General features: G+C 73.3%; 25 protein-coding genes. 16 read left to right on the forward strand and 9 right to left on the reverse strand.

Annotation, left to right across the window (positions count from 1 at the left end):
* Nucleotides 1-98 precede the first annotated feature (98 nt).
* From ACFYZR_RS25945 to ACFYZR_RS25970, 6 genes are all read left to right on the forward strand, one after another.
* A complete protein-coding gene (locus tag ACFYZR_RS25945) occupies nt 99-902 on the forward strand; it encodes a crotonase/enoyl-CoA hydratase family protein (RefSeq protein ID WP_391914276.1) in 804 nt (267 codons plus the stop codon).
* 15 nt (nt 903-917) lie between these two features.
* Nucleotides 918-1,898 (forward strand): Zn-ribbon domain-containing OB-fold protein, encoded by a 981-nt coding sequence (locus ACFYZR_RS25950; protein WP_391914278.1) that lies wholly within the window; start codon nt 918-920, stop codon nt 1,896-1,898.
* Between the two features lie 13 nt (nt 1,899-1,911).
* On the forward strand, nt 1,912-3,018 hold the full coding sequence (locus tag ACFYZR_RS25955) for a thiolase domain-containing protein (RefSeq protein ID WP_391914280.1): 1,107 nt from the start codon (nt 1,912-1,914) through the stop codon (nt 3,016-3,018).
* Nucleotides 3,019-3,026: 8 nt separating this feature from the next.
* The gene (locus ACFYZR_RS25960; protein ID WP_391914492.1) at nt 3,027-4,193 is read left to right on the forward strand and encodes a thiolase domain-containing protein; all 1,167 of its coding nucleotides are present in this window, start codon (nt 3,027-3,029) and stop codon (nt 4,191-4,193) included.
* Nucleotides 4,194-4,272: 79 nt separating this feature from the next.
* Nucleotides 4,273-4,512, forward strand: a complete 240-nt coding sequence (locus tag ACFYZR_RS25965; RefSeq protein WP_391914282.1) for a DUF397 domain-containing protein — start codon at nt 4,273-4,275, stop codon at nt 4,510-4,512.
* Nucleotides 4,513-4,607: 95 nt separating this feature from the next.
* Nucleotides 4,608-5,108 carry a hypothetical protein gene (locus ACFYZR_RS25970; protein ID WP_391914284.1) on the forward strand — a complete coding sequence of 167 codons (501 nt, stop codon included), beginning with the start codon at nt 4,608-4,610 and terminating at the stop codon, nt 5,106-5,108.
* Between the two features lie 73 nt (nt 5,109-5,181).
* On the opposite strand, the gene ACFYZR_RS25975 is transcribed toward ACFYZR_RS25970, so the two are convergent.
* A complete protein-coding gene (locus ACFYZR_RS25975; protein WP_391914286.1) occupies nt 5,182-7,221 on the reverse strand; it encodes an N-acetylmuramoyl-L-alanine amidase in 2,040 nt (679 codons plus the stop codon).
* Between the two features lie 283 nt (nt 7,222-7,504).
* The gene (locus ACFYZR_RS25980; protein ID WP_391914288.1) at nt 7,505-8,611 is read right to left on the reverse strand and encodes an aminoglycoside phosphotransferase family protein; all 1,107 of its coding nucleotides are present in this window, start codon (nt 8,609-8,611) and stop codon (nt 7,505-7,507) included.
* 235 nt (nt 8,612-8,846) lie between these two features.
* Between ACFYZR_RS25980 and ACFYZR_RS25985 the strand changes: the two genes are divergently transcribed.
* On the forward strand, nt 8,847-10,334 hold the full coding sequence (locus tag ACFYZR_RS25985; RefSeq protein ID WP_391914290.1) for a hypothetical protein: 1,488 nt from the start codon (nt 8,847-8,849) through the stop codon (nt 10,332-10,334).
* Nucleotides 10,335-10,394: 60 nt separating this feature from the next.
* On the opposite strand, the gene ACFYZR_RS25990 is transcribed toward ACFYZR_RS25985, so the two are convergent.
* Nucleotides 10,395-11,915: a PP2C family protein-serine/threonine phosphatase gene (locus ACFYZR_RS25990; protein ID WP_391914292.1), complete on the reverse strand. Its 1,521-nt coding sequence runs from the start codon at nt 11,913-11,915 to the stop codon at nt 10,395-10,397.
* Between the two features lie 331 nt (nt 11,916-12,246).
* Between ACFYZR_RS25990 and ACFYZR_RS25995 the strand changes: the two genes are divergently transcribed.
* The 3 genes from ACFYZR_RS25995 (at nt 12,247) to ACFYZR_RS26005 (ending at nt 14,815) form a co-directional block, all read left to right on the forward strand.
* Nucleotides 12,247-13,674 (forward strand): HEAT repeat domain-containing protein, encoded by a 1,428-nt coding sequence (locus ACFYZR_RS25995; protein ID WP_391914294.1) that lies wholly within the window; start codon nt 12,247-12,249, stop codon nt 13,672-13,674.
* A 270-nt stretch (nt 13,675-13,944) separates the two neighbouring features.
* Complete coding sequence (locus ACFYZR_RS26000; protein WP_391914296.1) at nt 13,945-14,514, forward strand: hypothetical protein; 570 nt, start codon at nt 13,945-13,947, stop codon at nt 14,512-14,514.
* Between the two features lie 103 nt (nt 14,515-14,617).
* Complete coding sequence (locus ACFYZR_RS26005) at nt 14,618-14,815, forward strand: DUF5302 domain-containing protein (protein WP_229356609.1); 198 nt, start codon at nt 14,618-14,620, stop codon at nt 14,813-14,815.
* Between the two features lie 83 nt (nt 14,816-14,898).
* Here ACFYZR_RS26005 and ACFYZR_RS26010 read toward each other — a convergent pair whose 3' ends face one another.
* Together ACFYZR_RS26010 and ligD are read right to left on the reverse strand one after the other, a co-directional pair.
* Nucleotides 14,899-15,408, reverse strand: a complete 510-nt coding sequence (locus ACFYZR_RS26010; protein WP_391914298.1) for a hypothetical protein — start codon at nt 15,406-15,408, stop codon at nt 14,899-14,901.
* Between the two features lie 204 nt (nt 15,409-15,612).
* Nucleotides 15,613-16,626, reverse strand: coding sequence for a non-homologous end-joining DNA ligase (gene ligD, locus ACFYZR_RS26015; RefSeq protein ID WP_391914300.1), 1,014 nt, complete (start codon nt 16,624-16,626; stop codon nt 15,613-15,615).
* A gap of 78 nt (nt 16,627-16,704) precedes the next feature.
* Here ligD and ACFYZR_RS26020 point away from each other — a divergent pair, with 78 nt between their 5' ends.
* Both ACFYZR_RS26020 and ACFYZR_RS26025 read left to right on the forward strand, forming a co-directional pair.
* Nucleotides 16,705-17,781 carry an ATP-dependent DNA ligase gene (locus ACFYZR_RS26020; RefSeq protein WP_391914302.1) on the forward strand — a complete coding sequence of 359 codons (1,077 nt, stop codon included), beginning with the start codon at nt 16,705-16,707 and terminating at the stop codon, nt 17,779-17,781.
* A gap of 109 nt (nt 17,782-17,890) precedes the next feature.
* Complete coding sequence (locus ACFYZR_RS26025; RefSeq protein WP_391914304.1) at nt 17,891-18,952, forward strand: glycoside hydrolase family 6 protein; 1,062 nt, start codon at nt 17,891-17,893, stop codon at nt 18,950-18,952.
* Between the two features lie 17 nt (nt 18,953-18,969).
* On the opposite strand, the gene ACFYZR_RS26030 is transcribed toward ACFYZR_RS26025, so the two are convergent.
* Nucleotides 18,970-20,871, reverse strand: a complete 1,902-nt coding sequence (locus tag ACFYZR_RS26030; RefSeq protein ID WP_391914306.1) for a galactose oxidase-like domain-containing protein — start codon at nt 20,869-20,871, stop codon at nt 18,970-18,972.
* Between the two features lie 193 nt (nt 20,872-21,064).
* On the reverse strand, nt 21,065-22,894 hold the full coding sequence (locus ACFYZR_RS26035; protein ID WP_391914308.1) for a glycosyltransferase family 2 protein: 1,830 nt from the start codon (nt 22,892-22,894) through the stop codon (nt 21,065-21,067).
* A 206-nt stretch (nt 22,895-23,100) separates the two neighbouring features.
* Between ACFYZR_RS26035 and ACFYZR_RS26040 the strand changes: the two genes are divergently transcribed.
* The 3 genes from ACFYZR_RS26040 to ACFYZR_RS26050 all read left to right on the forward strand — a co-directional run bounded on the left by ACFYZR_RS26040 (nt 23,101) and on the right by ACFYZR_RS26050 (nt 23,836).
* Nucleotides 23,101-23,286, forward strand: a complete 186-nt coding sequence (locus ACFYZR_RS26040) for a hypothetical protein (protein ID WP_391914310.1) — start codon at nt 23,101-23,103, stop codon at nt 23,284-23,286.
* A 5-nt stretch (nt 23,287-23,291) separates the two neighbouring features.
* Nucleotides 23,292-23,636 carry an ArsR/SmtB family transcription factor gene (locus tag ACFYZR_RS26045; protein ID WP_391914312.1) on the forward strand — a complete coding sequence of 115 codons (345 nt, stop codon included), beginning with the start codon at nt 23,292-23,294 and terminating at the stop codon, nt 23,634-23,636.
* Between the two features lie 71 nt (nt 23,637-23,707).
* Entirely contained in the window at nt 23,708-23,836 is a 129-nt protein-coding gene (locus ACFYZR_RS26050) for a DUF6126 family protein (RefSeq protein ID WP_229357789.1), read from the forward strand.
* Nucleotides 23,837-23,880: 44 nt separating this feature from the next.
* Here the strand turns inward: ACFYZR_RS26050 and ACFYZR_RS26055 are convergent, their stop codons facing one another.
* Nucleotides 23,881-24,453: a TetR/AcrR family transcriptional regulator gene (locus ACFYZR_RS26055; RefSeq protein WP_391914314.1), complete on the reverse strand. Its 573-nt coding sequence runs from the start codon at nt 24,451-24,453 to the stop codon at nt 23,881-23,883.
* A 119-nt stretch (nt 24,454-24,572) separates the two neighbouring features.
* On the opposite strand from ACFYZR_RS26055, the gene ACFYZR_RS26060 reads away from it, so the two are divergent.
* Entirely contained in the window at nt 24,573-25,019 is a 447-nt protein-coding gene (locus tag ACFYZR_RS26060) for a nuclear transport factor 2 family protein (protein ID WP_391914316.1), read from the forward strand.
* Here ACFYZR_RS26060 and ACFYZR_RS26065 read toward each other — a convergent pair.
* Entirely contained in the window at nt 24,961-25,527 is a 567-nt protein-coding gene (locus tag ACFYZR_RS26065; RefSeq protein ID WP_391914318.1) for a cupin domain-containing protein, read from the reverse strand. The two genes, ACFYZR_RS26060 and ACFYZR_RS26065, sit on opposite strands and share 59 nt — an antisense overlap.
* Between the last annotated feature and the right edge of the window lie 2 nt (nt 25,528-25,529).

The raw sequence follows: 25,529 nt of genomic DNA on the forward strand, positions 1-25,529 counted from the left end.
ATCTGACGATCAGTCAGAAAACTATTGAACCGTGCCCCCGCCTCCTGCACGCTGTTCCGGTCCTCGCAACCGAGATGAACCGCGACGGGAGGTCCGCCATGGGCGGGACCGAACACCTCACCGTGGAGCGCGTCGGCGCCACGCTCCTCCTCACCCTCGACCGGCCGGAGGCGAGGAACGCGCTGTCCCTGCCGATGCTCGTCGGCCTCTACGACGCCTGGCTGCTCGCCGACGCCGACGACGACGTCCGCTCGGTCGTCCTGACCGGCGCGGGCGGCGCGTTCTGCTCCGGCATGGACCTCAAGGCGCTCGCCGAGCGGCGGCCGGACGCGGAGGACCCCGTCCGCGCCCGCTTCAAGGCCGACCCCGACCTCCACTGGAAGGCCATGCTCCGCCACCACCGGCCCCGCAAGCCCGTGATCGCCGCCGTCGAGGGCCCCTGCGTCGCGGGCGGCACCGAACTCCTCCAGGGCACCGACATCCGCATCGCGGGCAGCGGAGCCGTCTTCGGCCTCTTCGAGGTCCGCCGCGGCCTCTTCCCCATCGGCGGCTCCACCGTCCGGCTGCCCCGCCAGATCCCCCACACCCACGCCATGGAGATGCTGCTCACCGGACGCCCCTACACCGCCGCCGAAGCCGAGCGCGTCGGCCTCATCGGCCACGTCGTCCCCGACGGCACCGCCCTCGAACGGGCCATGGAGACCGCCGCGCTCGTCAACGCCAACGCGCCGCTCGCCGTCGAGGCCGTCAAGGCCTGCGTCCACGACGCCGCGGCCCTCCCCGAACCCGACGCCCTCGCCCTCGAACTCGAACGCGGCCGGCCCGTCTTCGACACCGCCGACGCCAAGGAAGGCGCCCGAGCCTTCGCCGAGAAACGCCCCGCCGTCTTCCGCCGCGCCTGACGAGGAGGAGAACCGATGCCGGAACACCTCACCGCGCCCCTCGTCGTCTCCTTCCCCTTCACCCGCTCCCTCGGCCCCGTGCAGAGCGCCTTCCTCACCGGACTGCGCGAACGCGTCGTCCTCGGCGTCCGCGCCCACGACGGCCGCGTGCTCGTACCGCCCGCCGAATACGACCCCGACACCGCCGAGGACCTCGGCGAGCTCGTCGAGGTGGGCACCACCGGCACGGTCAACACCTGGGCCTGGAACCCCGCGCCCCGCCCGAACCAGCCCCTCGCGACCCCCTTCGCCTGGGTGCTCGTACGCCTCGACGGCGCCGACACGGCCCTCCTCCACGTCCTCGACGCCCCGGGCCCCGGAGCCGTCCGCACCGGCATGCGCGTCCGCGTCCGCTGGGCCGGGCAGCGCACCGGAGCCATCACCGACATCGCCTGCTTCGAGCCACAAGACGAGCCGTGCAACGGGCCACACGACGAGCCCCGCGACGTGCCGGAGACCGGCCACGCCACCCCGCACCCCGGCACGTTCGCCGACCCCGTCACCTCCCTCACCACCCCCGCCCGCCTCGACTACACCTACACGCCCGGCCGCGCCCAGACCCGCCACCTCCACGACCTCGCCCGCCGCCGCCTCACCGGCGAGCGCTGCCCCCGCTGCCACAAGGTCCACGTACCGCCGCGCGGCGCCTGCCCCACCTGCGGAGTCGCCACCACCGAACAGGTGGCCGTCGGCCCCCGCGGCACGGTCACCACCTTCTGCGTCGTCAACATCAAGGCCAAGAACCTGGCCATCGACGTTCCCTACGTCTACGCCCACATCGCCCTCGACGGCGCCGACCTCGCCCTCCACGGCCGCGTCGCCGGCATCCCCTACGACCAGGTACGCATGGGGCTGCGCGTCGAGCCCGTCTGGCGCGACGGCGACCGTCACCCCGACCACTACCGGCCCACCGGCGAACCCGACGCCGACTACGACACCTACAAGAGGCTGCTGTGACCAGGAGGCCGTCGTGACCCCGCGCCCCCGCGACGTGGCCGTCGTCGCCTTCGCCCAGAGCGACCACCGCCGCGCCACCCCCGAGCTCTCCGAGACGGAACTGCTCCTCCCCGTCCTGCGCGAGGTCCTCGACCGGGCCGGACTCGCCCCCGGCGAGGCCGACTTCACCTGCTCCGGCTCCAGCGACTACCTCGCCGGCCGGCCCTTCTCCTTCACCCAGACCCTCGACGGCGTCGGCGCCTGGCCCCCGATCGCCGAGTCCCACGTCGAGATGGACGGGGCCTGGGCGCTGTACGAGGCCTGGGTGAAGATCCTCACCGGCGAGGCGGACACCGCCCTCGTCTACGCCCACGGAAAGTCCTCCGCGGGCGACATCCGCGACGTCCTCACCCGTCAGCTCGACCCAGTCCACCTGGCCCCCCTGTGGCCGGACTCCGTCTCCCTCGCCGCCCTCCAGGCCCAGGCCCTCATCGACGCCGGCGAGACCGACGAGGACGCCCTCGCGGCCATCGCCGCCCGCAACCGCGCGGCCGCCGCCGGCAACCCCCACGCCCAGCTGCGCGGCGCCGTCCCCCAGGGCGACTACGTCGTACACCCCCTGCGCACCGGAGACTGCCCGCCCGTCAGCGACGGCGCCGCGGCCGTCGTCCTCGCCGCCGGGGAACGCGCCCGGCACATGTGCGCCCGGCCCGCCTGGATCCGCGGCATCGACCACCGGATCGAACCCCAGAGCCCGGGCCGCCGCGACCTCACCGACTCGCCCTCCACCCGCCTGGCCGCCGAACGGGCCGGAGCCTTCGACGCGCCCGTCGACACCGCCGAACTCCACGCGCCCTTCACCGCCCAGGAAGTGATCCTGCGCAAGGCCCTCGGCCTCACCGGCGACGTCCGCGTCAACCCCTCCGGCGGCGCCCTCGCCGCCCACCCCCTCATGGCCGCCGGGCTCGTACGGATCGGCGAGGCCGCCGCCCGTATCCACCGGGGCGAGTCCCACCGGGCCCTCGCCCACGCCACCTCCGGCCCCTGCCTCCAGCAGAATCTCGTCGCCGTGCTGGAAGGAGAACGAGGAGGAGAACGAGGAGGAGAACCGGAAGAAGAACCGGAAGGAGAACCCGCGTGAGCGCCCGCGTGAACAAGGAACCCGTCGCCGTCGTCGGCATCGGGCAGACCCACCACGCCGCGGCCCGCCGGGACGTCTCCCTCGCCGGACTCGTCCGCGAAGCCGCCCGGCGTGCCCTCGACGACGCCGCCCTCACCTGGACCGACGTCGAAGCCGTCGTCATCGGCAAGGCCCCCGACTTCTTCGAGGGCGTCATGATGCCCGAACTCCACCTCGCCGACGCCCTCGGCGCGGTCGGCAGACCCGTCCTGCGCGTCCACACCGCCGGCTCGGTCGGCGGCTCCACCGCCCTTGTCGCCGCGAACCTCGTCGCCGCCCGCGTCCACCGGACCGTCCTCGCCCTGGCCTTCGAAAAGCAGTCCGAGTCCAATGCCATGTGGGGCCTCTCCCTGCCCGTCCCCTTCCAGCCACCCCTCCTGGCCGGTGCCGGCGGTTTCTTCGCCCCGCACATCCGCGCGTACATCCGCCGCACCGGCGCCCCCGCCGGCACCGGCACGCTCGTCGCCCACAAGGACCGCCGCAACGCCCTGAAGAACCCCTACGCCCACCTCCACGAGCACGGCCTCACCCTGGAGGCGGTGCGCTCCTCGCCCATGCTCTGGGACCCCGTCCGCTACTCGGAGACCTGCCCCTCCTCCGACGGGGCCTGCGCCATGGTGCTCACCGGCCGCGCGGGCGCCGCCCGCGCCCCGCACCCGCCCGCCTGGGTGCACGGCGGGGCCATGCGCAGCGAACCCACCCTTTTCGCCGGCAAGGACTTCGTCTCGCCGCGCGCCGGCCGCGACTGCGCCGCCGACGTCTACCGCCGGGCCGGGATCACCGACCCCCGCCGGGAGATCGACGTCGCCGAGCTGTACGTCCCCTTCAGCTGGTACGAGCCGATGTGGCTGGAGAACCTCGGCTTCGCCGCCGAGGGCGAGGGCTGGAAGCTCGTCGAGTCCGGCGCCACCGAACTGGACGGCGACCTCCCCGTCAACCCCTCGGGCGGCGTCCTGTCCACCAACCCCATCGGGGCCTCCGGCATGCTCCGCTTCGCCGAGGCCGCGCTCCAGGTGCGCGGCGGGGCGGGCGAGCACCAGGTGCCCGGCGCGCGCAGGGCCCTCGGGCACGCCTACGGCGGCGGTGCCCAGTTCTTCGCCATGTGGCTCGTCGCCGCCGGCCCGCCCACCGGATGAGGCCGGATCCGGGGGCCTGTCGGGCACCGGCCGTGCTCGCTAGTGTGGGCGGCGACGACGAGCCGGAAGGGGTACGGACGTGGCGGACAGCACGACCGAGCAACTGGTGGGCGACGTGAGGCCGGACCTCGACCTCGCCACGGCCACGTGGCAGTCGAGCGGCCGGGGAAGCCGGGGCAACGTCCAGATCGCCTTCGTCGAGGGCTATATCGCCCTGCGGGACCGCAGGGACCCCGACGTCCCGGCGGTGATCTTCTCACCGGGGGAGTGGCGGGCGTTCATGATGAGCGCGCGGGCCGGGGAATTCGACCTCACCTGACCACAGCGCGCCGGAGCGGCCGGCTCCCGGTGGAGGGACCCGCCCGACGGGTTCCCCGGCGCCGCGGCGCCGCGGTGGGCACGTACGATGTGGGCATGTCCTTCCTCCGCCGCCGCAGCGCCGCCACCCCCACCGGGCCGGACTTCGACGTCCTCGCCATGGACCCCGGTGACTGGCCGGGTGATCTCGGAGCCGGGCTGCTGCCCGCGCCCGACGGCAGCTGCCAGGGGGTCTTCCTCCGCTACGACCTGTTCGGCGGCCGCGGCCCCGCGATGATCATCGGCAATCTGCCCGAGGGCTCCCCGGCCCGGGAGCTCGCCGAGGGCCAGGTGCCCTTCGAGGTGGCCCAGCTGCTGGCCGCGCTCGGCAACGACGAGCCGGTCCAGGTGGTGGAGACCGAGGACCTGCCCGTCATGCACGAGGACAACCTCCTCATCGTGCGCCGGCTGAAGTGCTCCGAGAGCCGGATCTCCTGCACCCAGTTCGACCGCAGCGACGGCGTCCTCGTCACCATCGCCAGCTGGGACCGGCCGATCACCGACGACCTCTACCAGCTGCTGAAGCCCCTGCCGGCCGAGATGTTCCAGGCGGGCTAGGGCCGCCACCGGCACCGTGAACCACCGGAGCCCGGCACGCCGTCGCGTGCCGGGCTCCCGCCGTGCCGGGTCGTCACCACTTCGAGGAGTGGACCTCCACGTCGGAGGCCTTCACAAAGGCCACCCGGTGCCCGAACTGGATCTCGTAGTAGACGTCCTTGCCCCGGACGATCCGGTGGCCCGACGGCTCGAAGCTCGCCGCCCACAGATACTCGCCGGGCGAGGTCGCCCCCAGCGCGTACGACTGCCCGGCGGGCAGTTTGTACGGCAACGGGGTCACGGCCTGCACCGGAACGCCCGCCGGGTAGGCCTCCTGCTCCGGGTAGGCGCGCCCGTACACCGGGATCTCGGCCAGGCCCTCCCTCGGGGTGACCAGCTTGCCGTGGGTGCCCACCGCCCTCGGGTCCCACCAGGGGTTACGGAACCACGCCTGCTGCCCCAGGTACCAGATCGCCGTCCAGCCGCCCTGCCGGCCGGCCACGGCGAACTGCTGACCGGTGGAGGCACGGGCACCCGTGTCGTTGACGTCGGTCGTCGACGGGCTGCCGTCCGGGCGCAGACCGATGTCCTGGATCAGCGGGGCGTCCTCGCGCGGGGCGGTGTGCAGCCGCACGGCGCCCGAGCCGTGCGGGGAGCACTTCGCGCCCGGCTTGACGCAGCCCGTGTAGGCCGGCTGGTTGTCCTCGTACTCGGGCGCGATGGTGACCATCCCGCTGAAGGGACTGCCGTCCGCCTCGAAGGACTGGCCCATCAGGTCGAAGTAGTGCGCCCAGTCCCAGTACGGGCCGGGGTCGGTGTGCATGCCCCTGATGGTCGAGGGAACCGTGCCCGGGACGTTGTCGTGGCCCAGGACGTGCTGGCGGTCCAGCGGGATGTCCAGCTTGTCGGCCAGATACTCCACCAGCCGGGCCGACGTGCGGTACATCTCCTCGGTGTACCAGGCGTCGGGCTGGGCCAGGAATCCCTCGTGCTCGATGCCGACGGACTTGGTGTTCACGTACCAGTTCCCCGCGTGCCAGGCGACGTCCTTGGTCGGCACGTGCTGGGCGATGTGGCCGTCCCCGGAGCGCACGGTGTAGTTCCAGGAGACGTACGCCGGATCCTTGATCAGCTTGATCGTCGTCTCCCATGACCCCTCGGTGTCATGGATGACGATGAAGTCGACCTTCTGCGAGGCGGGCCGGTCGGCGATGTCGTGATTGCCGTAGTCCTTGCCCTCCAGCCGCTGGTACGGCGCCGGGATGGACTCGCAGGCCACCGACGCCGGGCACTCGGTGCCCCTGGACGGGACCGTGCCGAGCCCCAGCCGTCGTAGCTGCTCGGTGCGGGGCGCGATCCGGGGGGTGGCGGGGAGGGCGACCTCCTGACGGCTGTCGGTGGTGCGCCGCTGTCCCTTGCGGATGACGTCGAAGACGTCATTGGCGAAGGTGGCCGCCGTGGCGGCGTCGGTGGCGCCGGAGTAGCCGGCCACCGCCGCGTACCAGTCGGCGGCGTCACCGCTCGGCGGCAGGCCGAGGCGCTTCTGCTCGGCGGCCAGCAGGGCCGCGCCCCCCTGGAGGTTGGCGGCGGTGCTCGTGCGCAGCTCCTTGGGGGAGCGGCCGGTCAGCTCGGCGGCCCGCTCCAGCGTGCGCAGCCGGGCGGGCAGTGTGGCGGGTGCGGGGGCCGGGGCGGCCACCGCGCTGCGGCCGGCGGCACGCGGCCGGGCGAGATCACCCCGGGCGTCCTCGCCGGGGTCGCTGTGGTGGGGGGCGGTGGCCAGGGCGGTGGTGGCGTCGGTGAGATGCATCGGGCCATAGCCGGCGGTGACGCTGGGGGCGCCGCCATGGGCGTCCCAGCGGGACTCCAGATAGGAGACGGCGAGCAGCACACTGCCCGGTACGTGATACCGGGCGGCTGCCTGGGCGAACTCCCGCTGGAGCGCGCCTGTGGCGGGCTTGTCCGCCGTGGCGGCCGGACCGGCCGTGACCATCGGCAGGATCAGGGCCGCCGAGGCGACCGTGCCGAACACCCGGGTCCGATGGCTTCTTCGCCGGCCGATTCGCCTGTCGGTTCGCCTGGCGGTTCGTCTGCCGGTTCTCGCGTTCCGTCGTGACTCCGGTACGGATCCTCGCAATGCGGCCTCCTCGGGACGGGCCGTGCCGAGCGCTTGCAGTGACGGTGAAGAGTGCGTGATCGGATAGGGGGACCGAACTTACCAAGAGCGATGCCCCGGCAGACGATCCGTCAATATGACTGGAGTGGCGCTCATCAGACTGGGTGGATGGTGCAAGACGCGTCAACGCCCGCGTCGGGGGTTTCCCGACGCGGGCGTGGAAACACGGCGGAGCTGCCGCTCGCCCGTCCGGGCGAGCACCGACACGCCGTAAGTCGGCGGAACGACGTGCCGGTGGAACCGCTCAGCGCGTACCGACGGCGGCTCGGACGGCCCGGCGGGCCATCGCGCAGTCGTCGTGGAGCCGACGGAGCAGGAGTCGCTGCTCCTCGCCGGACTCGGGGGTGGTGCCGGGTGGGGCGGGCTCGTGCATCGCGCGCTGCACGGCCGTCTCATAGGTCCTGATCTCCCGGGTGAGCACCAGCATCAGATTCACCAGAAAGGCGTCCCGGGAGGTGGTCCCCGCCTGCTGGGCGTGCTGGCTGATCTGACGCCGTGCCACCGGGGCGTCACCGAGGACGGTCCAGAGCGTCGCCAGGTCGTACCCCGGCAGATACCAGCCGGCGTGGTCCCAGTCGACGAGCACGGGCCCGGCGGGGGAGAGCAGGAGATTGGAGAGCTGGGCGTCGCCATGGCAGAACTGCCCCTGGACATGGGCCAGGCCGTGCAGCAGCTTCTGGAGATCGCCCATGTCACGATCGGTCAGCAGCCCCAGCTCGTGATAGCGGGCGATGCGCTTGCCGTAATCCAGCGGCATATCGAACATCCCGGCGGGCGGCCGCCAGAGATTGACCCGGCAGATGGCGCCGAGCGCCGCCCGGACGTCCGCGCGGGGCAGGGTGTCCACCGGGTGCCGCTGGGTGGCGGCGGGCCGGCCGGGCATCCGCTCGATGACCAGGGTGCAGTGCTCCGGATCCGCGGCGATGAGCCGAGGGACCCGGACCGGGGGGCGATGCCGCACAAACGCCCGATATGTGGCTATTTCATGACGGAACCGCTCGGCCCATGCGGAGGAATGGTCCAGTAAACACTTCGCCACGGCCGTACTCCGTCCGGTCGTGCCGACCAGGAGGACGGAACGACCGCCTCGGCGCAGCACCTGGACGGGGTTGAATTCGGGGCAGATGCGATGGACCGATGAGATCACCGTGCGCAGCTGTGCCCCCTGGGGGCCGGACAAGTCGATTCTCCCGCTGAGCGGTTGGGCGCCGATCCCCGGGGTCCTCCGCGCCCGTCCGCCCCCGAACGCGGCCCCCACGGCGTGGGAGGGGTCGAGGTACGGGCCGCCGCCGCTCTGCTGGGGGCGGAGCGGCCGGGGCGGAGCGGACACGGAGGTCGAGGCTGCATACATGAGCGGAACATGTCCCTTCGTGTCGGCGAATTGCGGCGCTACCCGGTCCCCGGGCCTTTGGGCACCCTGGGGAATGCGGTCGGGCTGCCGGGTGGCCGGGGTTGCGCGTTCCTACATCACACCCGACCGCGGGTGGCACACCATGTGGCGCACCCTGGCGAACCCTGGCGAATACTCGCTTGGCCCATGACGGCCCGAGTACCTTCAAGTCAGCCGAGGAACCTGGGGGCTTGACGTGACGAGGGAACCCAACACCCGCCTCGCGGACCTGTTCGGCCTGGCCGGCTGGTCCAAGGGCGAGCTCGCGAGACTCGTGAACCGGCAGGCGGCGGCCATGGGCCATCCGCAGCTGGCGACCGACACCTCGCGGGTACGGCGTTGGATCGACGTGGGGGAGTCCCCTCGCGATCCCGTGCCCAAGGTGCTGGCCGCCCTGTTCACCGAGCGACTCGGCCGTGTCGTGACCATCGAGGACCTCGGGTTCGGCCGGCGCGGGCGGGCCGGCAAGGCGCAGACCCCTGACGGGCTGCCCTGGCCGCCCGAGCGGACCGCCGCGGTCCTCACCGAATTCACGGGAATGGACCTCATGCTCAACCGACGCGGCTTGGTGGGCGCGGGCGCCGCGCTCGCCGCAGGCTCAGCAATCAGTGGCGCGATGCACGACTGGCTCCACACGGACCCGGTCCTCGCCTCCGACGCCCCGCACTTCGACGATCCCCTGCGCGTCAAGGCAACGCGGGCCGACCCCGCCGCCTTCGACCGCTACGAGGCGGCCCCGGTCGGCTCCCTCGAGATCGACGCCCTGGAGCGCTCGGTCGAGGTCTTCCGGCTCTGGGACGCCCAGCGCGGTGGCGGGCTCCAGCGCAAGGCCGTCGTCGGCCAGCTCAACGAGGTGGGCGGCATGCTCTCCTACCACCACCCCGACCACCTCCAGCGGAGGCTGTGGGGTGTCGCCGCCAATCTGGCGGTGCTGGCCGGCTGGATGTCCCACGACGTGGGCCTGGAGCCCACGGCCCAGAAGTACTTCATCATCGCCGCCCACGCCGCCCGGGAGGGCGGGGACCGCCCGAGGGCCGCCGAGGCCCTCTCCCGCTGTGCCCGTCAGAAGATCCACCTGGGCAAGCCGGACGAGGCGCTGGACCTGATGAAGCTCGCCACATCCGGTTCCGGCCCCGAGACCCTCCCACGTACCCGGGCGATGCTCTACACGGTCGAGGCCTGGGCCCAGGCCTCGATGGGGCGCGGCCAGGCCATGCGACGGACGCTCGGCGAGGCCGAGCAGCTGTTCGTCGCCGACAAGGGGGACGTCACCCCGCCGAGCTGGATGCAGATGTTCGACGAGGCGGATCTCCACGGTATGCAGGCCCTGGCCTACCGCACGCTCGCCGAGCACGACCCCACGGCCGCCCCCATCGCCCAGCAGCACGCCAAGAGGGCGATGGAGCTGCGCGGAGGGCAGCGCCAGCGGTCGATGATCTTCGACTACATCTCCATGGCGTCCGCCTGCTTCATCGGCAATGACCCGGATCAGGCCGACACCTTCGCCCGGATGGCGCTCACCACGATCCCCGAGACCTCTTCCCACCGCACCTGGGACCGGCTCCGCGAGATGTACCGGCTCACCGGGGAGTACGCGGACTACCCCGCCATCTCGCATCTGCGGGACGACATCCAGCGGGCCCTGCCCAAGGGCCCGGGGAAGAGCCGCCCGACGGCGGTGTAAAGAGGGGCGGTGTAAGAAGCGGCGGTGTGAGAAGCGGTGTAAAAGCGAGGCCCGCCGAGGCTATGAGCCGATGCGGACGATCAGCACGCACGCGTCGTCCTCGCGCTCCTTGTCGCCGAACTCCTCCAGTACGGCCCGCAGGCACTCCTGAGCGGTGTCCGCCATGGCGAATCGCGGCGCGAGCTCCAGCAGCCGCCCGGCCCCGGGCCGGTCCGCCAGCCCCTCGGTGTGCAGCAGCAGCACATCGCCGGGCAGCAGCCGCTCCTCGGCCTGCGCATAGGCGGCATCCGTCATGGCGCCGAGCAGGACGCCCTCCGGGGGCCGCAGCGCCCGCCCCGTCCCGTCGCGGAAGAGCAGCGGGGCGGGGTGGCCCGCCTGGGCCCACAGGAGGGTGCCGGAGGAGGGCTCGTAGCGGCAGCAGACCGCGCTGCCCAGGGCGGGCTGGGCGGAGGATTCCAGGAGGTGATTGAGCCAGCCCATCAGGGGGCCGGGCTCGGCCCCGGAGACCGCCATGCCGCGCACCGCGCCCAGCAGCATGGCCATGGTCGAGGTGGCGGCCACTCCCCGGCCGGTGAGGCCGCCGACGGTCAGCAGCGTACGGCCGCCGGGCAGCTCCATCGCGTCGAACCAGTCGCCGCCGACAAGGCTGCTGTTCGAGGAGGGGAGATAGTGCCCGGCCAGGTCGAGGACGCCGCCGCCCGGGGCCTGCGGGGCGGCGGGGACGCTCTGCGGGAGCCGCAGGGAGCCGCGCCACGGTGGCAGCACGGCCTCCTGCAACTCGACCGCAAGCCGGTGCTCGGTCCGGGCGGCATCCCGTCGGCGGTGCGCCGAGTCACGGGTCTCGTGCACCTCCTGGCGGAAGCGCCGTAGATCGCTGACATCCCGCAGCACGGCCCACATGGAGCTCGTGCAGCCGTCGGCGTCGAGCACCGGCTCGCCCATCATGTGCACCGTGCGCACGGCGCGGTCGTCGCCGCGCACGATGCGGAACTCACCGTCGATCGGCTTCCCGTCCACCAGGCAGTCCGTGACCATCGTGGTCAGCAGCGCGGTGTCCGCCTCCATGAGCGCGGAGGGGAGCTCGTCGAGGGTGAGGGCGCCGTCCTCGGGGCGGCGGCCGAAGAGCGCGAAGAGCTCGTCGGACCAGACGACCTCGTCGGTCAGCAGATTCCACTCGGCGCTGCCCACCCTGCCGGATGCCGCGGAGCCCTCGGCGGCCGCGTCGCCGTCCCCGGCGACGGCGGCGCGCGTGGCCGGGCGGGCGCCCCGGGCCGCCGGACCGCTCTCCGCCCCGGTCGGGGGCGTACCGCTCTCCGTCCCGCCGCGACGGTCCGTGGGCAGTCCCGCGCGGAGCTGGCCCAGCTGCTCGCCGAGGTCGTCCGCGTGGTGGGCGGCCAGCTCGCACAGGGCGCGCTGCCAGTGGAGCCGGGGGTCGTCCGAGGTCTCCGCGCTCGCCACCGCCTCACGGCGCACGGCGTCGATACCGCCTCTGAGCCGTCGCGTCTGCGAGATGAGCGCGTCCACCGGGCCGCGCTCGGGCGACTCGGCGGCGGGACGATCCGCGGACTGTGGGGACGGCATCACGTACTCCGATACAGGCGGGGCGCGGCCGGCTCCGGGGATCCGCTGGAACGGCCGGCAGGACTGCTGTCACGACTGTGGCACAGGGAGCGACGGGCTGTAAGGGCTTTGGCAATACCCGATACGGTGGTGCTTACGGCATATGCCGGTGACATGGGTGGGACATTTCCGGCATCGCTCGGCGGAACGCACCGCTCCGGGTAGGCTGCGGCGCTTGGTAGTACCCGAGTTTCCACAGTTCACCAGGCATAGCACAGGTGGACACCGGCAAGAATGCCGTCCGGAAGGAAATCCCGTTGCCAGCCGACTCCCCGCACCGGATGCTGACCCCATGTTCGATCCAGACATAGCGCCCAGCGGCACCCTGCTCGGCCTCCTCCAGCGAGGCCGCGGCGACGGGACCCTGCATGCCCTCGCGGCGCCGCGGGCCGAGGCGCTCGCGGCGCTGAACCACTGTGTGCTCCGCGACCCCCGCCGCGACTGGCAGGTGGAGAACCGCTCCCTCTACTACGCGCGCCTCTATCTGGACCTCGGCGGCCGGCTCGGCGAGATCGAGCAGCACCTCTTCCACCCGGACGACCTGATCGACACCTCCGAGGAGCGCACGGGCCTGGCCCTGGCCGTCCTCGGCCACCTCGCCTCCTACGGCCGCGACGACGCCCTCGTCCTGCTGCGCCGCTACGCCGCCACCGGCGGGAACTGGGCCTGGGCCCTCGACGAGCTGGCCCTGCGCGACGACGACGCCGGGCTGCGCGCCCTGGCCACCCCCGTCCTCGCCCGCTTCCCGCACACCCCCGAGGGCGAGGCCGCGCTGGCCGCCGCCGTCCGCGACGCCTTCGAGCCCCGGCCCTGGCGGCTGTGGGCCGACGACCGCCGCGCCCCCGCCACCGCCGCCCGGGTGCGCGCCGCCCGGGAACAGGGCTCCTTCGACCGCTGGCAGCGCCAGCTGCGCCCCTCCGGCCCCCGCCCGGGCTGGAGCGTGCGCGAGGTCCTCGACTGGGCCCAGCAGGGCCTCGACGCCCACCCCACCCAGCACCGCCACGTCCCGGCCACCCGCTGTCTGACCGCCGTGGCCGGACCCGAGGACCGCCTGGAGATCATCGAGGCCGCCGCCTTCGGCCCCGAGGCCGCCCGCGCCACCGCCCTGCGCTACCTCGCCGAGCACCACGACCCCCAGGCCCTCGACCTCATCGAGACGGCCGCCGCCGACGTCGGCGAGCTCGTCTCCTCGGCCGCCGTGACCGCCTTCGAACGGATGCGCAGCACGGCCGCCCTGGAACGGGCCCGTGCCTGGATCCACCGGGGCGACGCCCTGGGCGCGGCCGCGGCCGGGATGCTCGCCTGCCGGGGCGCCGCCTACGACTCCGCGCTCGTCCTCGGCGCCCTGCGCCGGACCGTACGGGCCGAGGGCTGCGACGCGCCCGTCCTGTGGGACCTCGTCGACGGGGCCGGCCGGCTGGCGATCACCTGTGCCGCGCCCGTGCTGCGCCACATCTACCGCGAGACGGCCTCGTCCCATCTGCGGGGCCGGGCCGCGCGCGCCCTCGCCGCGACCGACCCCTCCTTCGCGGCGGGCTTCGCCGTCGAGTGCCTGTGGGACTGCGAGGAGTCGACCCGGGAGCTGGCCGCCCGCCACGCGACCACGGCCGACGCCCGCGTCGTCGACCAGCTGCGCAGGCTGGCCGCCGACCCGGCCGAGGAGGCGGAGGTGCAGACGGCGGTGCGCAGCCGCTTCGAGCCGGAGGCTCCGACGGTCTGACCGCCGGAGCCGGCTCCGGGAGACGGCCGCTCGCCTCCCGGGCGTGGATCCCGCCCGTCCGCCGGGGCGCGCCGCCCGACCCCGCGGAGTCTGATGGCCCGGCTGCCGCCCACCACGTGGAGGCCGGCTTTCCGGCCACCGGCGGCGGGGCCCCAGGGCCCGGGTCTCCCGGGTCCCCGCCCCGAGGCGGACAGGCCCCGTCGGCAGCCCCGGTATCCGGGACCGGCACCCGGCTCTCCCCCGCTCCGCACGGACTGCGAAGCTGACGGTATGTCACGATCAGCATCCAGGGGCGTCCTCACCGGGTCCGCCCCCTCCCGTCGCGCCGTGCTCGCCGGAGCCGCCGCGCTCGCCCTGTGGCCCGCCACGGCCGTGGCCGCCGAGCCGGCCGCGCCCGCCCGTACCGCCCAGGGCGCGCCCGTCCGTATCACGGAGGGCCAGGTCGCCGAGGCCGCCCGGGGGCAGGCGATCCTCTACCCCAGCGTCACCAGCTGTCTCACCGTCACCGTGCGGCTGAGCGGCGGAGCGAAGGTCGGCGCGCACGCCAGTCTGTTCCGGGTGCCCGGTGAGCTGCGCTCGGACGAGATCCTCGGCGCCGTCCGGCGCCGGGTCGCGGGGCGCCGCGTGCTCGCCGTGGAGGTCAGGGGCGCCGTCGGCGCCTGGGACCCGTCGTACTTCACCAAGGCCATCGAGGGCTACGGCGACGGCGAGACCGTGCCCTTCCCGACGCGGCCCGACCCGGACGGGCTGGCGCGCGCGGTGGCCGGCGGGCTCGGTCTGCCGGCGTCGGCGCGGGTGAGCGTCGAGGACGTGCCCGACGGCGATCAGACGGTCGGCTGACACCGGCCGTCCGCCGGGGGCCCGGTGGCCCGGAAAACGGGCGGCCGGCCCCGGCCGGTGTGTGTCAAGCTGTGGCGAAGGCCCCTATGACCAGGAGGTTTCAATGGCGGACGACGGAAGCGCCCAGGCCCCGGAGGGGCAAGAGGACGATGTGAAGCGCAAATTCCGGGAGGCGCTGGACCGCAAGCGCGGGAAATCGCCGGAGGGTGCCTCCGGCGGACGGGGCCGTGACGGCTCCAAGATCCATGGCACCCACGGCAAGGCGGGCGGGCAGCGTTCGTTCCGCCGCAAGAGCGGCTGACGCGGCCGGCGGCCCGGCGCCGCGGCCCATGGCCTGACCAGTCCGGGAGCCCGGACTGGTCGGCGCCGCCGCGGGCCGGGGCGTCACCCCATGGGGCCGGAGGGCTGCTGCTCGGCCTCGGCGCTGCGCGACTGCGGCGGGCGGGCCGGCTGCGAGGGACGGGCCGGCTGCGGCGGGCGGACGTTCTGCGGGCGCGTCTGCTGGGCGTCGTCCAGCATGCCCTTGTTGACGTTCTTGCAGACGGGCACGGCGCCGGTGTTCTCCACGTACTTCGCCGAGACCCAGGTGTTGCGGTCCCGCAGCAGGTACCAGACCGGGTTGCCCGCCACGTCCTGGGCGTGGGCCTTGCAGCGCAGGGCCACCTGGGAGTGGTACTTCAGCACGCCCTTGACGGCGGAGTCCGTGGTGGGGAAGACGCGCTCGTTGATGCCCGTGTTGGAGACGACCGCTCCGTACGGCCGGGTGGGCGGGATCGGCGGCGCATCGGCGGAGTATGCGGCGGGGGCGGCGGCCAGCAGGGAACCGCCGAGGGTGGCGGCCGCGATCACACCGGCCGAGACTCTTCTGCTGCGGATCGCGAGTGTACTGATCATGGGAACTCCCTCGATGCGAAGTGGATCACGCATTGACCGGTTTCCACATGAAATGTCGCCATAAACACAAATCAAGTTGACGGCCCGCAGGGACGGCCCGGATGGCTGATCCCGGCGCTCCTCCGGGCGCGTTCGGCGTGCGCCCGCCGCCCTTTCGGTCATCGGTCCTCCGGACCCGGTCGGTCGTCGGTCTTCAGGGCCCTGTCAGTCATCGGTCTTCCGGGCCCGGCTGGGCTGCACCCGCTTGGGCTCGCCCTTCATCTTCGGGTGCTCCGGCGGATAGGGCAGATCGCCGAGGCCGTGCTCGCGCTCGTCGCGCGCGGCCAGTTCCAGCGCCGCCTCCAGAGCGCAGGCCTGCCCGTCCATGCCCGCGTGGAGATCGCCGACCTCGGCGAACCGGGCCGGCATCGTCGCCAGGTCGAAGTCCTCGGGCACGGCGCTGGTCAGCTCGTCCCACCGCAGCGGCGCCGAAACGGGGGCGTGCGGCCGGGGCCGTACGGAATAGGCGCTGGCGATGGTCCGGTCCCGGGCGGTCTGGTTGTAGTCGACAAAGATCTTTTCCCCGCGCTCCTCCTTCCACCAGGCCGTGGTGATCCGCTCGGGCGCGCGCCGCTCCAGCTCCCGGGCGACCGCGATGGCCGCCCGCCGCACCTGGACGAAGGTCCAGCGGGGCGCGATGGGCACGAAGACGTGGAGGCCCCGCCCGCCCGAGGTCTTGGGCCAGCCGGTGAGACCCAGCCCCTCCAGGACGTCCCTGAGCTCCAGCGCGGCCCGCACCGCGTCCCCGTAGTCCGTGCCCGGCTGGGGGTCGAGGTCGATGCGCAGCTCGTCGGGGTGCTCGGTGTCCGACCGCCGCACCGGCCAGGGGTGGAAGGTCAGACAGCCCAGATTGGCCGCCCACAGGACGGCGGCCGGCTCGCCCGGGCAGATCTCGTCCGCGTACCGGCCGCTGGGGAAGGCGATCCGTCCGGTCGGGATCCACTCGGGCAGGTTCTTGGGCGCCCGCTTCTGGAAGAACGATTCGCCCTCCACCCCGTCCGGGTACCGCTCCAGCGTCGTGGGCCGGTCGCGCAGCGCCCGTACGATCCCGTCGCCGACGCTCAGGTAGTAGCGGGCGACGTCGTACTTCGTGAACCCGCGCCGGGGGAAGTACACCTTGTCCGGGTTGGACAGCCGTACGGTCCGCTCGCCGACGGTGAGCTCGAGCGCCTCTGCCATGCGGTTCACGCTAGGCGGGGCGGCGGGGCGGCGCCTGTCGGCGGGCGGCCGGGCGGCCCCGCCCCCACAATCACGACCATGGACCTTCCGGTGATGCCCCCGGTCCGCCCGATGCTGGCGAAGGCCGCCGCCACCATCCCGCCCGGGATGCAGTACGAGGCCAAGTGGGACGGCTTCCGGGCCGTCGTCTTCCGCGACGGAGCCGAGATCGAACTGGGCAGCCGCACGGGCAAACCCCTCACCCGCTACTTCCCCGAACTCACCGGCGCCCTGCTCGAACAGCTGCCCGCCCGCTGTGTCCTCGACGGGGAGATCGTCATCGCGCGCGGCGGCAGGCTGGACTTCGACGCCCTCCTGGAGCGCATCCACCCCGCCGACTCCCGGGTGCGCCATCTGGCGGAGGTCACCCCGGCGAGCCTGATCGCCTTCGACCTGCTCGCCCTGGGCGACACCTCGCTCCTCGACACCCCGCAGAGCGAGCGCCGGGCGGCCCTCGCCGACGCGCTCCGCGACGCGCGCGACCCCGTCTTCACCGCGCCCGTCACCCACGACCTCGACGTCGCCCGGGGCTGGTTCGAGCAGTTCGAGGGCGCCGGCCTGGACGGAGTGATCGCCAAACCGACCGGGCTGCCCTACCGGCAGGGCGAACGCGTCATGGTCAAGGTCAAGCACGAGCGCACCGCCGACTGCGTCGTCGCCGGGCTGCGCCCGCACAAGAGCGGCCCGGTCGTCGGCTCGCTGCTGCTCGGCCTCTACGACGCCGCGGGCCGGCTCCAGCACGTGGGCGTGTGCGCGTCCTTCCCCATGCGCCGCCGCCAGGAGCTGATGACCGAACTGGAGCCGCTGCGGATGCCGGACGTCACCGGCCACCCCTGGCAGGACTGGGCGGACGCGGAGGCGCGGGCCGCCGGCCGGCTCCCCGGCGGCCCCAGCCGCTGGACCGGCAAGAAGGACCTGTCCTGGATCGCCCTGCGGCCCGAGCGGGTCGTCGAGGTCGCCTACGACCACATGCAGGGGGACCGCTTCCGCCACACCGCCCGGTTCCGCCGGTGGCGCCCCGACCGCACACCGGAGAGCTGCACCTACGACCAGCTGGAGGAGCCGGTCCGCTACGACCTCGCAGAGGTCCTCGGCGGCGGTCCGGAGGCCGGGTAGACCTTCCGGAGCAACGACGCCCCGTAGGGCCGCCCCAATGCACGGCTGACGAGTCGCCATATTTCACGCTGGTACGACCACCTGAAACCGGCTTGAAGAGGTGACGCTCATGACCGGTGCCCGGATGATCCGCTTCCGCGCCGGCGCGCGGTACGGCGCGGCGGCCCTGGTGTGTGCCGGGGCCGTGTGCCTCGCCTGGGGGCCCGGCCCCGCGGCCGCCGAGGACTCCGGGGACGGCTCGGACTCGCCGTTCTGGGTCGAGCCCTCGGGCCGGGCCGGCAAACAGGCCCGGACCTGGGAGGAACGGGGCCGGGACGGGGACGCCGAGGCGGTGCGGCGCATCGCGCGGCAGCCGACGGCCGTCTGGCTGCCGGGCGACGACCCCGGGGACCGGGCCGCCCGGATCACCGAGGAGGCCGAACGCGCCTCCCGCATCCCCCTCCTGGTGGCGTACAACATCCCGCACCGCGACTGCGGCCAGTACTCCTCGGGCGGTGCGCCCACCGCCGCCGCCTATCGCGCCTGGGTCTCCCGCGCGGCCGCCGGCATCGGCGAGCACCGGGCCTGGGTGGTGCTGGAGCCCGACGCGGTCGCCCAGTGGGCCTCCGGCTGTCTGCCGAAGGACGCGGCGCGCGCCCGGCTGGGGCTGCTGGCCGAGGCGGTACGGACGCTCAAGGCCCGGCGGGGGGTGTCCGTGTACGTGGACGCGGGCAACGCGGGCTGGATCTCCGACCAGGCGCTGCTCGCCGACGCGCTGCGCCGGGCCGGGGTCGGGCAGGCGGACGGCTTCGCGCTGAACGTCTCCAACTTCCATACGACGTCCGTGACGCGGGAGTACGGCGACCGGCTCTCCGCACGGCTGGGCGGGGCCCACTACATCATCGACACCAGCCGCAACGGGAACGGGCCGCTGAGGAGCGACGAGCCGGGGGCGGAGAGCTGGTGCAATCCGCCGGGACGGGCGCTGGGCACGCCGCCGACCACGGCGACCGGCGATCCGAAGGTCGACGCGTTCGTGTGGGTCAAGCGGCCGGGGGAGTCGGACGGCAGCTGCCGGGGAGCGCCGCCGGCCGGGCACTGGTGGTCGGAGTACGCGCTGGGGCTGGCGAAACCGCCCGCGGAGCCGGAGCCCGCGCGGCCACCGGCGGTGGGGGCGACGGCGTCGGGCTGACGGGGGCCGGAGGGACGTCAGCGTACGTGCACCCACGCCGCGCGGGACGGTGTGCCCGCGCGGTCCGTGAGGAAGAGCATGTACCAGCCGCCCGGCACCAGCGAGGGGTCCTGGGGGATGGTCACGGCCACGGCACCGCCACGGTTGGTCAGGGGCAGTGCCACGGACCGCTGTTCGACGTCCGTCGCGTGGGTCACCGCGCTGGGCCGCATGAGCCGGGCGGTCGCCACCTCGCCCGGGTCGGTGCCCGGCAGGACGAGCGTGGCGCCGTGGGCGGTGCTCAGGGGGCCCGTGCGCAGGGCGGGGCGGTGGGCGCGGTAGAGGTACGGCGGTGTGTAGACCTCGATGCGCTTCTCGAAGGCCCCCATGCGGGTGTCGTCCTTGTCCGCGAAGAGCGGGTTGGAGCCGAAGACCGCGATCCGCCCGTCGGGGAGCAGCAGGGCCTCCGCGTGGTAGTCGCGGCCGACGGCCGGCGCGGCGGCGGTCTCGAAGGCGCCGGTCCTGGGGTCGTAGAACTGGGCGCGCAGGATGTCCGAGCCGCGCTTGCCCCGGTAGTCGCGGGAGCCGCCGGAGGTGAAGACCCGGTCGTCGGGGGTGAGCACGGCGTTGAGGTAGCGGGTGCCCTGGGGCAGGTCGGGGCCGGGGGCGTAGTGGGGGGCGGGGGCGCGGAGGTCGGCGATGGCGGTCCGTCCGGTGGACTCGTGGGACTCGCCGACCCCGCCGCCGCCGAGGATCATCACCTTCCGGTCCTGGGCCGGGGGCAGCAGCACGGAGGCCGAGGTCTCCGTCATGTCCTGTTCCTCCAGGCCGGGGACGGGCACGAAGGTGTTGGTGTCCACGTTCCACAGGCCCGGGGTGCGGCCCGCCCGGGCGGGCCCGTAGCCGGCGTTGGAGCCGGAGTAGAAGAGGCGGCCGCCGGAGGTGAGGAAGAGCGCGGGGTAGGTGGGGAAGTAGCGGTTGGGGCCCGGGGACCACTTGTGGGTCCTGGGGTCGTAGATCTCGTTCTTGCCGGGGATGATCTCGCCCATGTCGTCCAGGCCGGAGACCGCCAGGACCCGGCCGTCCTTGAGGGTGACCAGGGTGGGGTACCAGCGGGCCTCGGACATCGGGTCGACCCGGACGTAGCGCTCGGCGACGGGGTCGAACTCATAGGCGTCCCGCAGGCCCTGGAAGTCCTTCTTGTCCAGTCCCAGTTTGGCGGCGAGGCCGTAGAGGTCCTGGGCGGCACGGCCGCGCAGCCCCTGGACGCGGTACTGGTCGGCGGTGTGGGTGATGCCCTCCTCCCCCTCGGCGACCGCCTCGACGTAGACCCGGGCCTGGGCGGCGGTGACGGTGACCTTCTTCGGGGCGCGGTCGCTCCCCTCCGTGACGTTCTTCTTCGCGCGCGGCACGAGGACGGGCAGGAGCGTGCGGTACCGCTTGCCGGTGGAGCCGACGAAGACCGTGCCGGCGGGGAAGGTGCGGGGGGCGTCGGGGTTCTCGTTCTTCACCAGCATCGCGCCGCCGGCCCGCCGTACGTCGCCGGTGAGCTTCTCGTAGCGGGCGGTGCCGCCCGCGACCAGCAGCCGGCCGTCGGAGAGCTGGGCGTGGCCGGCGCAGAACATGTCCTTGGGGGTGTCGATCTCCCGGAAGGTGTTGCGCACCGGGTCCCACAGGACGCTCTGGAAGGTCCCCGCCCTGAAGTTCTTCTCGTCGTTGCCGGAGCCGGCGATGAGCAACACCTGGCCGGTGCGCAGCAGGGCCGCGTGGATGGCGTTGATCCGGAACCGGGCGGGGACGTCCACCACGTCCCAGTGGCCGTAACGGATCTTGTACGACTCCTGGTTGATCGTGTACTCGTGCCAGGCCCGCTCGGCGAAGCCGGTGGCGGCCGGGCCGTTGGCCGCGATCAGGGCCAGTGCGGCGCCGGTGCCCAGCACCGCCTTGCGCGCTTTCCTGTTCGCCCGGAACCTCGCCCAGGACCTCGCCCAGGTCCTGGCGGGGAACGCCGCCGGGAATCTCCCCGGGAACGCCGCCGGGAATCTCTTGGCCGGGATCCTCTTCGTCGGGAACCTCACCGCATCCACGTCCCATCGCTCGTACGAGTCCTGCGCGCGGTCCGCGCCTCCACCGTCACCAGGCCCCGCGCCGCTCCCGCCACCGGCCGCCCCACCAGACGGCGACCGGGCCGAGGGCGGTCACCAGGGCAAGCAGCGCCCAGAACCGCATCGCCGCGTGCGCGTGGCCGAGCGCCCAGGAGGCCGCCAGCGACAGGGCGAACAGAGCGGCCCACAGCAGATGGGTGCGGAAGGTCGCGAGGCGGTCGGGGCTGGCCGAATCGCCCTTGGGCGTCACCACGAAGCGCGAGCTCCGCCGCAGCAGGGCCTGGACGAGCGAGCGCGCGTAGAGGGGGGCGGAGAGCGCGGACATCACCATGCCCGCGGCCCCGGAGGAGCCGGCCGGTTCGTGGGGGCTGACGTTGTGGCGCCGGTTCCAGACGTACAGGCCGATCTGGAGGGCGGCCGCGTCGCAGTAGAGCATCAGCCACAGCGACGGCTCCACGGAGATCCCCGAGGCCCCGAAGCCCAGGAAGAGCACGCAGGTCAGGGCGCCCAGCACCCAGTTGAGCGCGGCCATGGGGTAGTAGGCCACCATGAACCCGTAGTTGAGCAGCCGTCCGGGGGAGAGGGACCACGCCGCCCGCCAGAACTGCCGCAGCAGCGTCTCGTACGTCCCGCGCGACCAGCGCAGCTGCTGGCTGAAGAAGTCCGTCCATGTGGAGGGGCCCTCTCCCACGGCGAGGACGTCGGGGGTGTAGACGGACCTCCAGCGGCGGCCCGTGGCGGGGTTGCGGCGGCGGTGGATCTCCAGTCCGGTGGCCATGTCCTCGGTGATGGAGTCGTAGAGTCCGCCGATCTGCCGCAGGACGGCGACGCGGACGCAGTTGCTGGTGCCCACGAACATGGGGGAGCCGTAGGCGTTGCCGGCCCGCTGGATCAGGGCGTGGAAGAGGAACTGCTGGCTCTCGGCGGCCTTGGTGACCGCGGTGGTGTAGTTGCCGTAGACCTGGGGGCCGACGACGAACGCCACGTCGGGGTCGCGGAAGTAGCCGAGCATGCGCTCCAGGAAGTTGGGCAGCGGTACGTGGTCGGTGTCGACGCAGGCCATGAACTCGTAGGCGTCGCCGTGGGCGTCCAGCCAGGCGTTGTAGTTGCCGTGCTTGGTGCGGGCCCGGTAGCGGCCGGAGGGCTGGTTCCAGCGGGCGACGCCCTTGCGGGAGAAGTGCCGCACGCCCAGCCGCCGGCAGAGCCGCTTGACCTCCGGGTCGTCGCCCTCGTCGAGCAGCCAGACGTCCAGCGGCCCGTCGTGCTCGATGCGCACCGCCCCCTCCAGCGTGGCCCGGACCATGGACAGCGGTTCCTTGCCGGGGACGAAGCTGGTGAGGAAGGCGACGCGGGTGCCGGGCCGGGCGCGGACGGGGACGGGGTCGCGGGCCACCCAGGTGGCATGGGCGTTGGAGGCGACGTTGACGACGCGGAACAGCTCGATGAGGCCGATCGAGACCAGCATCACGGTGTCGAGGGCGCGCTCCCAGCCGCTGACGTAGGGCCGGTGGAGCCAGTGCCCGGGGGAGACGAGCCACAGCAGGAGGGTGAGGCAGACCAGGGGGCCCGCCGCGACCAGCAGCATCACCCCGGCGCCGCCGCCCGGTCCGGAGCGGAGGAGGCGCCGGTAGCGCACCCGGTAGTCGCCGTCGGGAGGGTCGGTGAGCGGCCCGGCGAGTCTGCTGAAACGCGCGTAGTCGTAGCCGGCGGTGTCGCCCGGCCCGGCGGGCGCCGGGACGCCGGGGGTGCCGCCCCCGGCGTTCCCGGTGTCGCCCACCGCGCCGCCGGGGGCGGGCACCGCGCCGTCAGGGCGGCCACGCGCCGCCGCCAGCCGGGCCTCGCTCGCCGAAATCGCCACCACAGACCCCCAGTCGCACCAGGAGGGACAGTGGGAGAAAACCTAACAAAACGGACCTACGATCATGTGATGAACGCCCCGAAACAGACATCACATCACCTGCACAGCCGAGAGCTACGGTCCGTTCGCCCGCTCGGCCTAGAATTGCGTAATTCTTCAATTCAGCAGGTCTGCGGAGAGCCGGACGAGTCAGTGAGGGGGCCGCCGTGAGTGCGTTCGCCGAAGCGATGCGGGAGCGGGTGCGCGCCGCGCGCGACGAGCTCGCGGCCGCGCGGGCGGCCGGGGACGTCTACGCGGCCATGGTCGCGGAGGACGAACTGGACGACGCGCTGCGGCTGGCCCGCGCACACGGCATCACCATGGACGAGGACGACGGGCGGGGTGGGAGTTGATCGGCGTGAGGGTGCCGCTGTACCAGGCCAAGGCGGAGTTCTTCCGGATGCTCGGCCACCCGGTGCGCATCAGGGTGCTGGAGCTCCTCCAGGACGGGCCCATGCCGGTGCGCGACCTCCTGGCCGAGATCGGCGTCGAGCCGTCCAGCCTCTCGCAGCAGCTGGCCGTGCTGCGCCGCTCGGGCATCGTCACCGCCACCCGCGAGGGCTCCACCGTCGTCTACGCCCTGGCCGGCGGGGACGTGGCGGAGCTCCTCGGCGCCGCCCGGCGCATCCTGGCCCAGGTGCTCAGCGGCCAGGAGGAGCTCCTCACGGAGCTGCGGGACGCGGAGAGCGCCGCCGAACGATGACCTCGCCCGCACACCCGCCGACCGCACCCGCCACGAGCGCATCCACTACGACGACCGGAGAGACGGCAGCCATGACCCACGATTCCGAGAAGTACGCCGAGAAGGCGGTGGGCTGGCGCGTGCTGATCTACATCGTCTTCGGCCACGTCCTGGCCGGTTTCATCTGGCTGCTCTTCTACCTCGGCTCGCACGCGAAGTAGGCTCGCACGCGAAGTAGTCCGCGCCGCAAGCGGCCGCGCGGTGCTCAGCCCCGCCCGGCCGCCCCCGCCAGCAGGGCGGACGCTGCCTCCCGGGCCGTCCGGGCCGCCCCGGGGTCGCCCGAGACGCCCGCCGTCACGATCGCGCCCTCCGCGAGGAGGGCGATCTGGTCGCCCACCGGCGCCGGCGCGCCCGTCTCCGCGACGAGGCCGCCCAGGTAGCGGCGGAAGGCGTCCTTGTGCGCCCGGGCCGCCTCCGCCACGGCCGGCGAGACACCCCCCAGTTCGCCGAAGGAATTCACGAACGCGCACCCGCGGAAGCCGTCCTCCGCGAACCAGCGCTCCAGCCAGTCGAACGCCGCGAGCACCCGCTCCCGCCCGGCGGGCAGCGCCTCCGCATGGCGTGCCAGCGCCGCACGCCAGCGCTCGTCGCGGCGCCGCAGATAGGCCTCCACCAGCACGTCCTTGGAGGGGAAGAGCTGGTAGAGGCGCTTGAGGGAGACCCCCGACGCGCCCCGGATCGCGTCCATCCCCACGGCCTGGAGCCCCCGGGCGTAGAAGAGCTCCTCGGCCGCGTCCAGGACCCGGGCCTCGGCCTCCGACGGCGTCACCGTCCCCATCGCTGCCCCTCTCCCCGTCGTCTTCGCCGCTTGTGCGAGAACCATCGTTCTCCTACGCTATCGCATATCGAGGAGAACGATCGTTCTCCTCTTCGTAAAAGGCGTAAATGGGGAGAGTCATGCCCGAGATCAAACCGCCGGTCCCGCCGTTCACCACCGAGACCGCCCTGGCGAAGGTGCGCGCCGCCGAGGACGCCTGGAACACCCGGGACCCCGAGCGGGTCGCGCTCGCCTACACCGAGGACTCCGAGTGGCGAAACCGTGATGTGTTCCTGGTCGGCCGCTGGCGGATCGTCGCCTTCCTGCGCGAGAAGTGGGAGCGCGAGCTCTGCTACCGGCTCCGCAAGGAGCTGTGGGCCCACACCGACGACCGCATCGCCGTGCGCTTCGAGTACGAGTGGCACGACGTGCACGGCCAGTGGTACCGCAGCCACGGCAACGAGAACTGGGAGTTCGCCCCGAACGGCCTGATGCGCCGCCGCTACGCGAGCATCAACGACGTCGCCATCACCGAGCGGCAGCGGCGCCTCCACCTGCCCCCGGAGGCGCCATCCGCAGCGGCGTGAGCTGCTCGATGTCATAGCGGAGGCGGAGCTCGGCGATCGCCTCGTGGTCCACCGCCGGCCCGGAGTCCAGGATCTCGAAGAGCTCCTCGAAATACCGCTCGTGATCGGGCGGCGGCGACGCCTGGAAGAACATCCGGGCCGGGTCGCCCGTCACATTGGCGAACGCGTGCGGACAGCCCGGGGGCACGACGATCACCGTGCCGGCGGTGGCCCTGACACAGCGCTGACCACTGGCGGACTCCCACTCCCGCCAGTTGTCCCGGGTGCGTACGCGCGGCTCGAAGGCGAGGACGTCGAGCTCGCCCTCCAGCACATAGAAGAGCTCCTCGCTGCGGGTGTGCCGGTGCGCCCCGACGTCGAAGCCCGGGGGGACGACCACCTCGAAGCTGGAGGCGGCCCGGGAATGCTCCCCGGTCACCTTGAAGGTGACCCGCTGGGCCGCGGTGACCAGCGTCCGGCCCTCGCCCGGGGGCACGACCAGACCGTCGGGGGCGCCGATGAGCGTCATGG

Origin of the sequence: Streptomyces sp. NPDC001678, from assembly GCF_042892945.1 — a bacterium.
In the GTDB taxonomy this organism is placed as follows: domain Bacteria; phylum Actinomycetota; class Actinomycetes; order Streptomycetales; family Streptomycetaceae; genus Streptomyces.

Coding starts and splice junctions, on each gene's coding strand:
- ACFYZR_RS25945 (WP_391914276.1), top strand. CDS start 99: ATGGGCGGGACCGAACACCTCACCGTGGAGCGCGTCGGCGCCACGCTC.
- ACFYZR_RS25950 (WP_391914278.1), top strand. CDS start 918: ATGCCGGAACACCTCACCGCGCCCCTCGTCGTCTCCTTCCCCTTCACC.
- ACFYZR_RS25970 (WP_391914284.1), top strand. CDS start 4,608: ATGTCCTTCCTCCGCCGCCGCAGCGCCGCCACCCCCACCGGGCCGGAC.
- ACFYZR_RS25980 (WP_391914288.1), bottom strand. CDS start 8,611: ATGTATGCAGCCTCGACCTCCGTGTCCGCTCCGCCCCGGCCGCTCCGC.
- ACFYZR_RS25990 (WP_391914292.1), bottom strand. CDS start 11,915: ATGCCGTCCCCACAGTCCGCGGATCGTCCCGCCGCCGAGTCGCCCGAG.
- ACFYZR_RS25995 (WP_391914294.1), top strand. CDS start 12,247: ATGTTCGATCCAGACATAGCGCCCAGCGGCACCCTGCTCGGCCTCCTC.
- ACFYZR_RS26000 (WP_391914296.1), top strand. CDS start 13,945: ATGTCACGATCAGCATCCAGGGGCGTCCTCACCGGGTCCGCCCCCTCC.
- ACFYZR_RS26005 (WP_229356609.1), top strand. CDS start 14,618: ATGGCGGACGACGGAAGCGCCCAGGCCCCGGAGGGGCAAGAGGACGAT.
- ACFYZR_RS26010 (WP_391914298.1), bottom strand. CDS start 15,408: ATGATCAGTACACTCGCGATCCGCAGCAGAAGAGTCTCGGCCGGTGTG.
- ligD (WP_391914300.1), bottom strand. CDS start 16,626: ATGGCAGAGGCGCTCGAGCTCACCGTCGGCGAGCGGACCGTACGGCTG.
- ACFYZR_RS26020 (WP_391914302.1), top strand. CDS start 16,705: ATGGACCTTCCGGTGATGCCCCCGGTCCGCCCGATGCTGGCGAAGGCC.
- ACFYZR_RS26025 (WP_391914304.1), top strand. CDS start 17,891: ATGACCGGTGCCCGGATGATCCGCTTCCGCGCCGGCGCGCGGTACGGC.
- ACFYZR_RS26050 (WP_229357789.1), top strand. CDS start 23,708: ATGACCCACGATTCCGAGAAGTACGCCGAGAAGGCGGTGGGCTGGCGC.
- ACFYZR_RS26055 (WP_391914314.1), bottom strand. CDS start 24,453: ATGGGGACGGTGACGCCGTCGGAGGCCGAGGCCCGGGTCCTGGACGCG.
- ACFYZR_RS26060 (WP_391914316.1), top strand. CDS start 24,573: ATGCCCGAGATCAAACCGCCGGTCCCGCCGTTCACCACCGAGACCGCC.
- ACFYZR_RS26065 (WP_391914318.1), bottom strand. CDS start 25,527: ATGACGCTCATCGGCGCCCCCGACGGTCTGGTCGTGCCCCCGGGCGAG.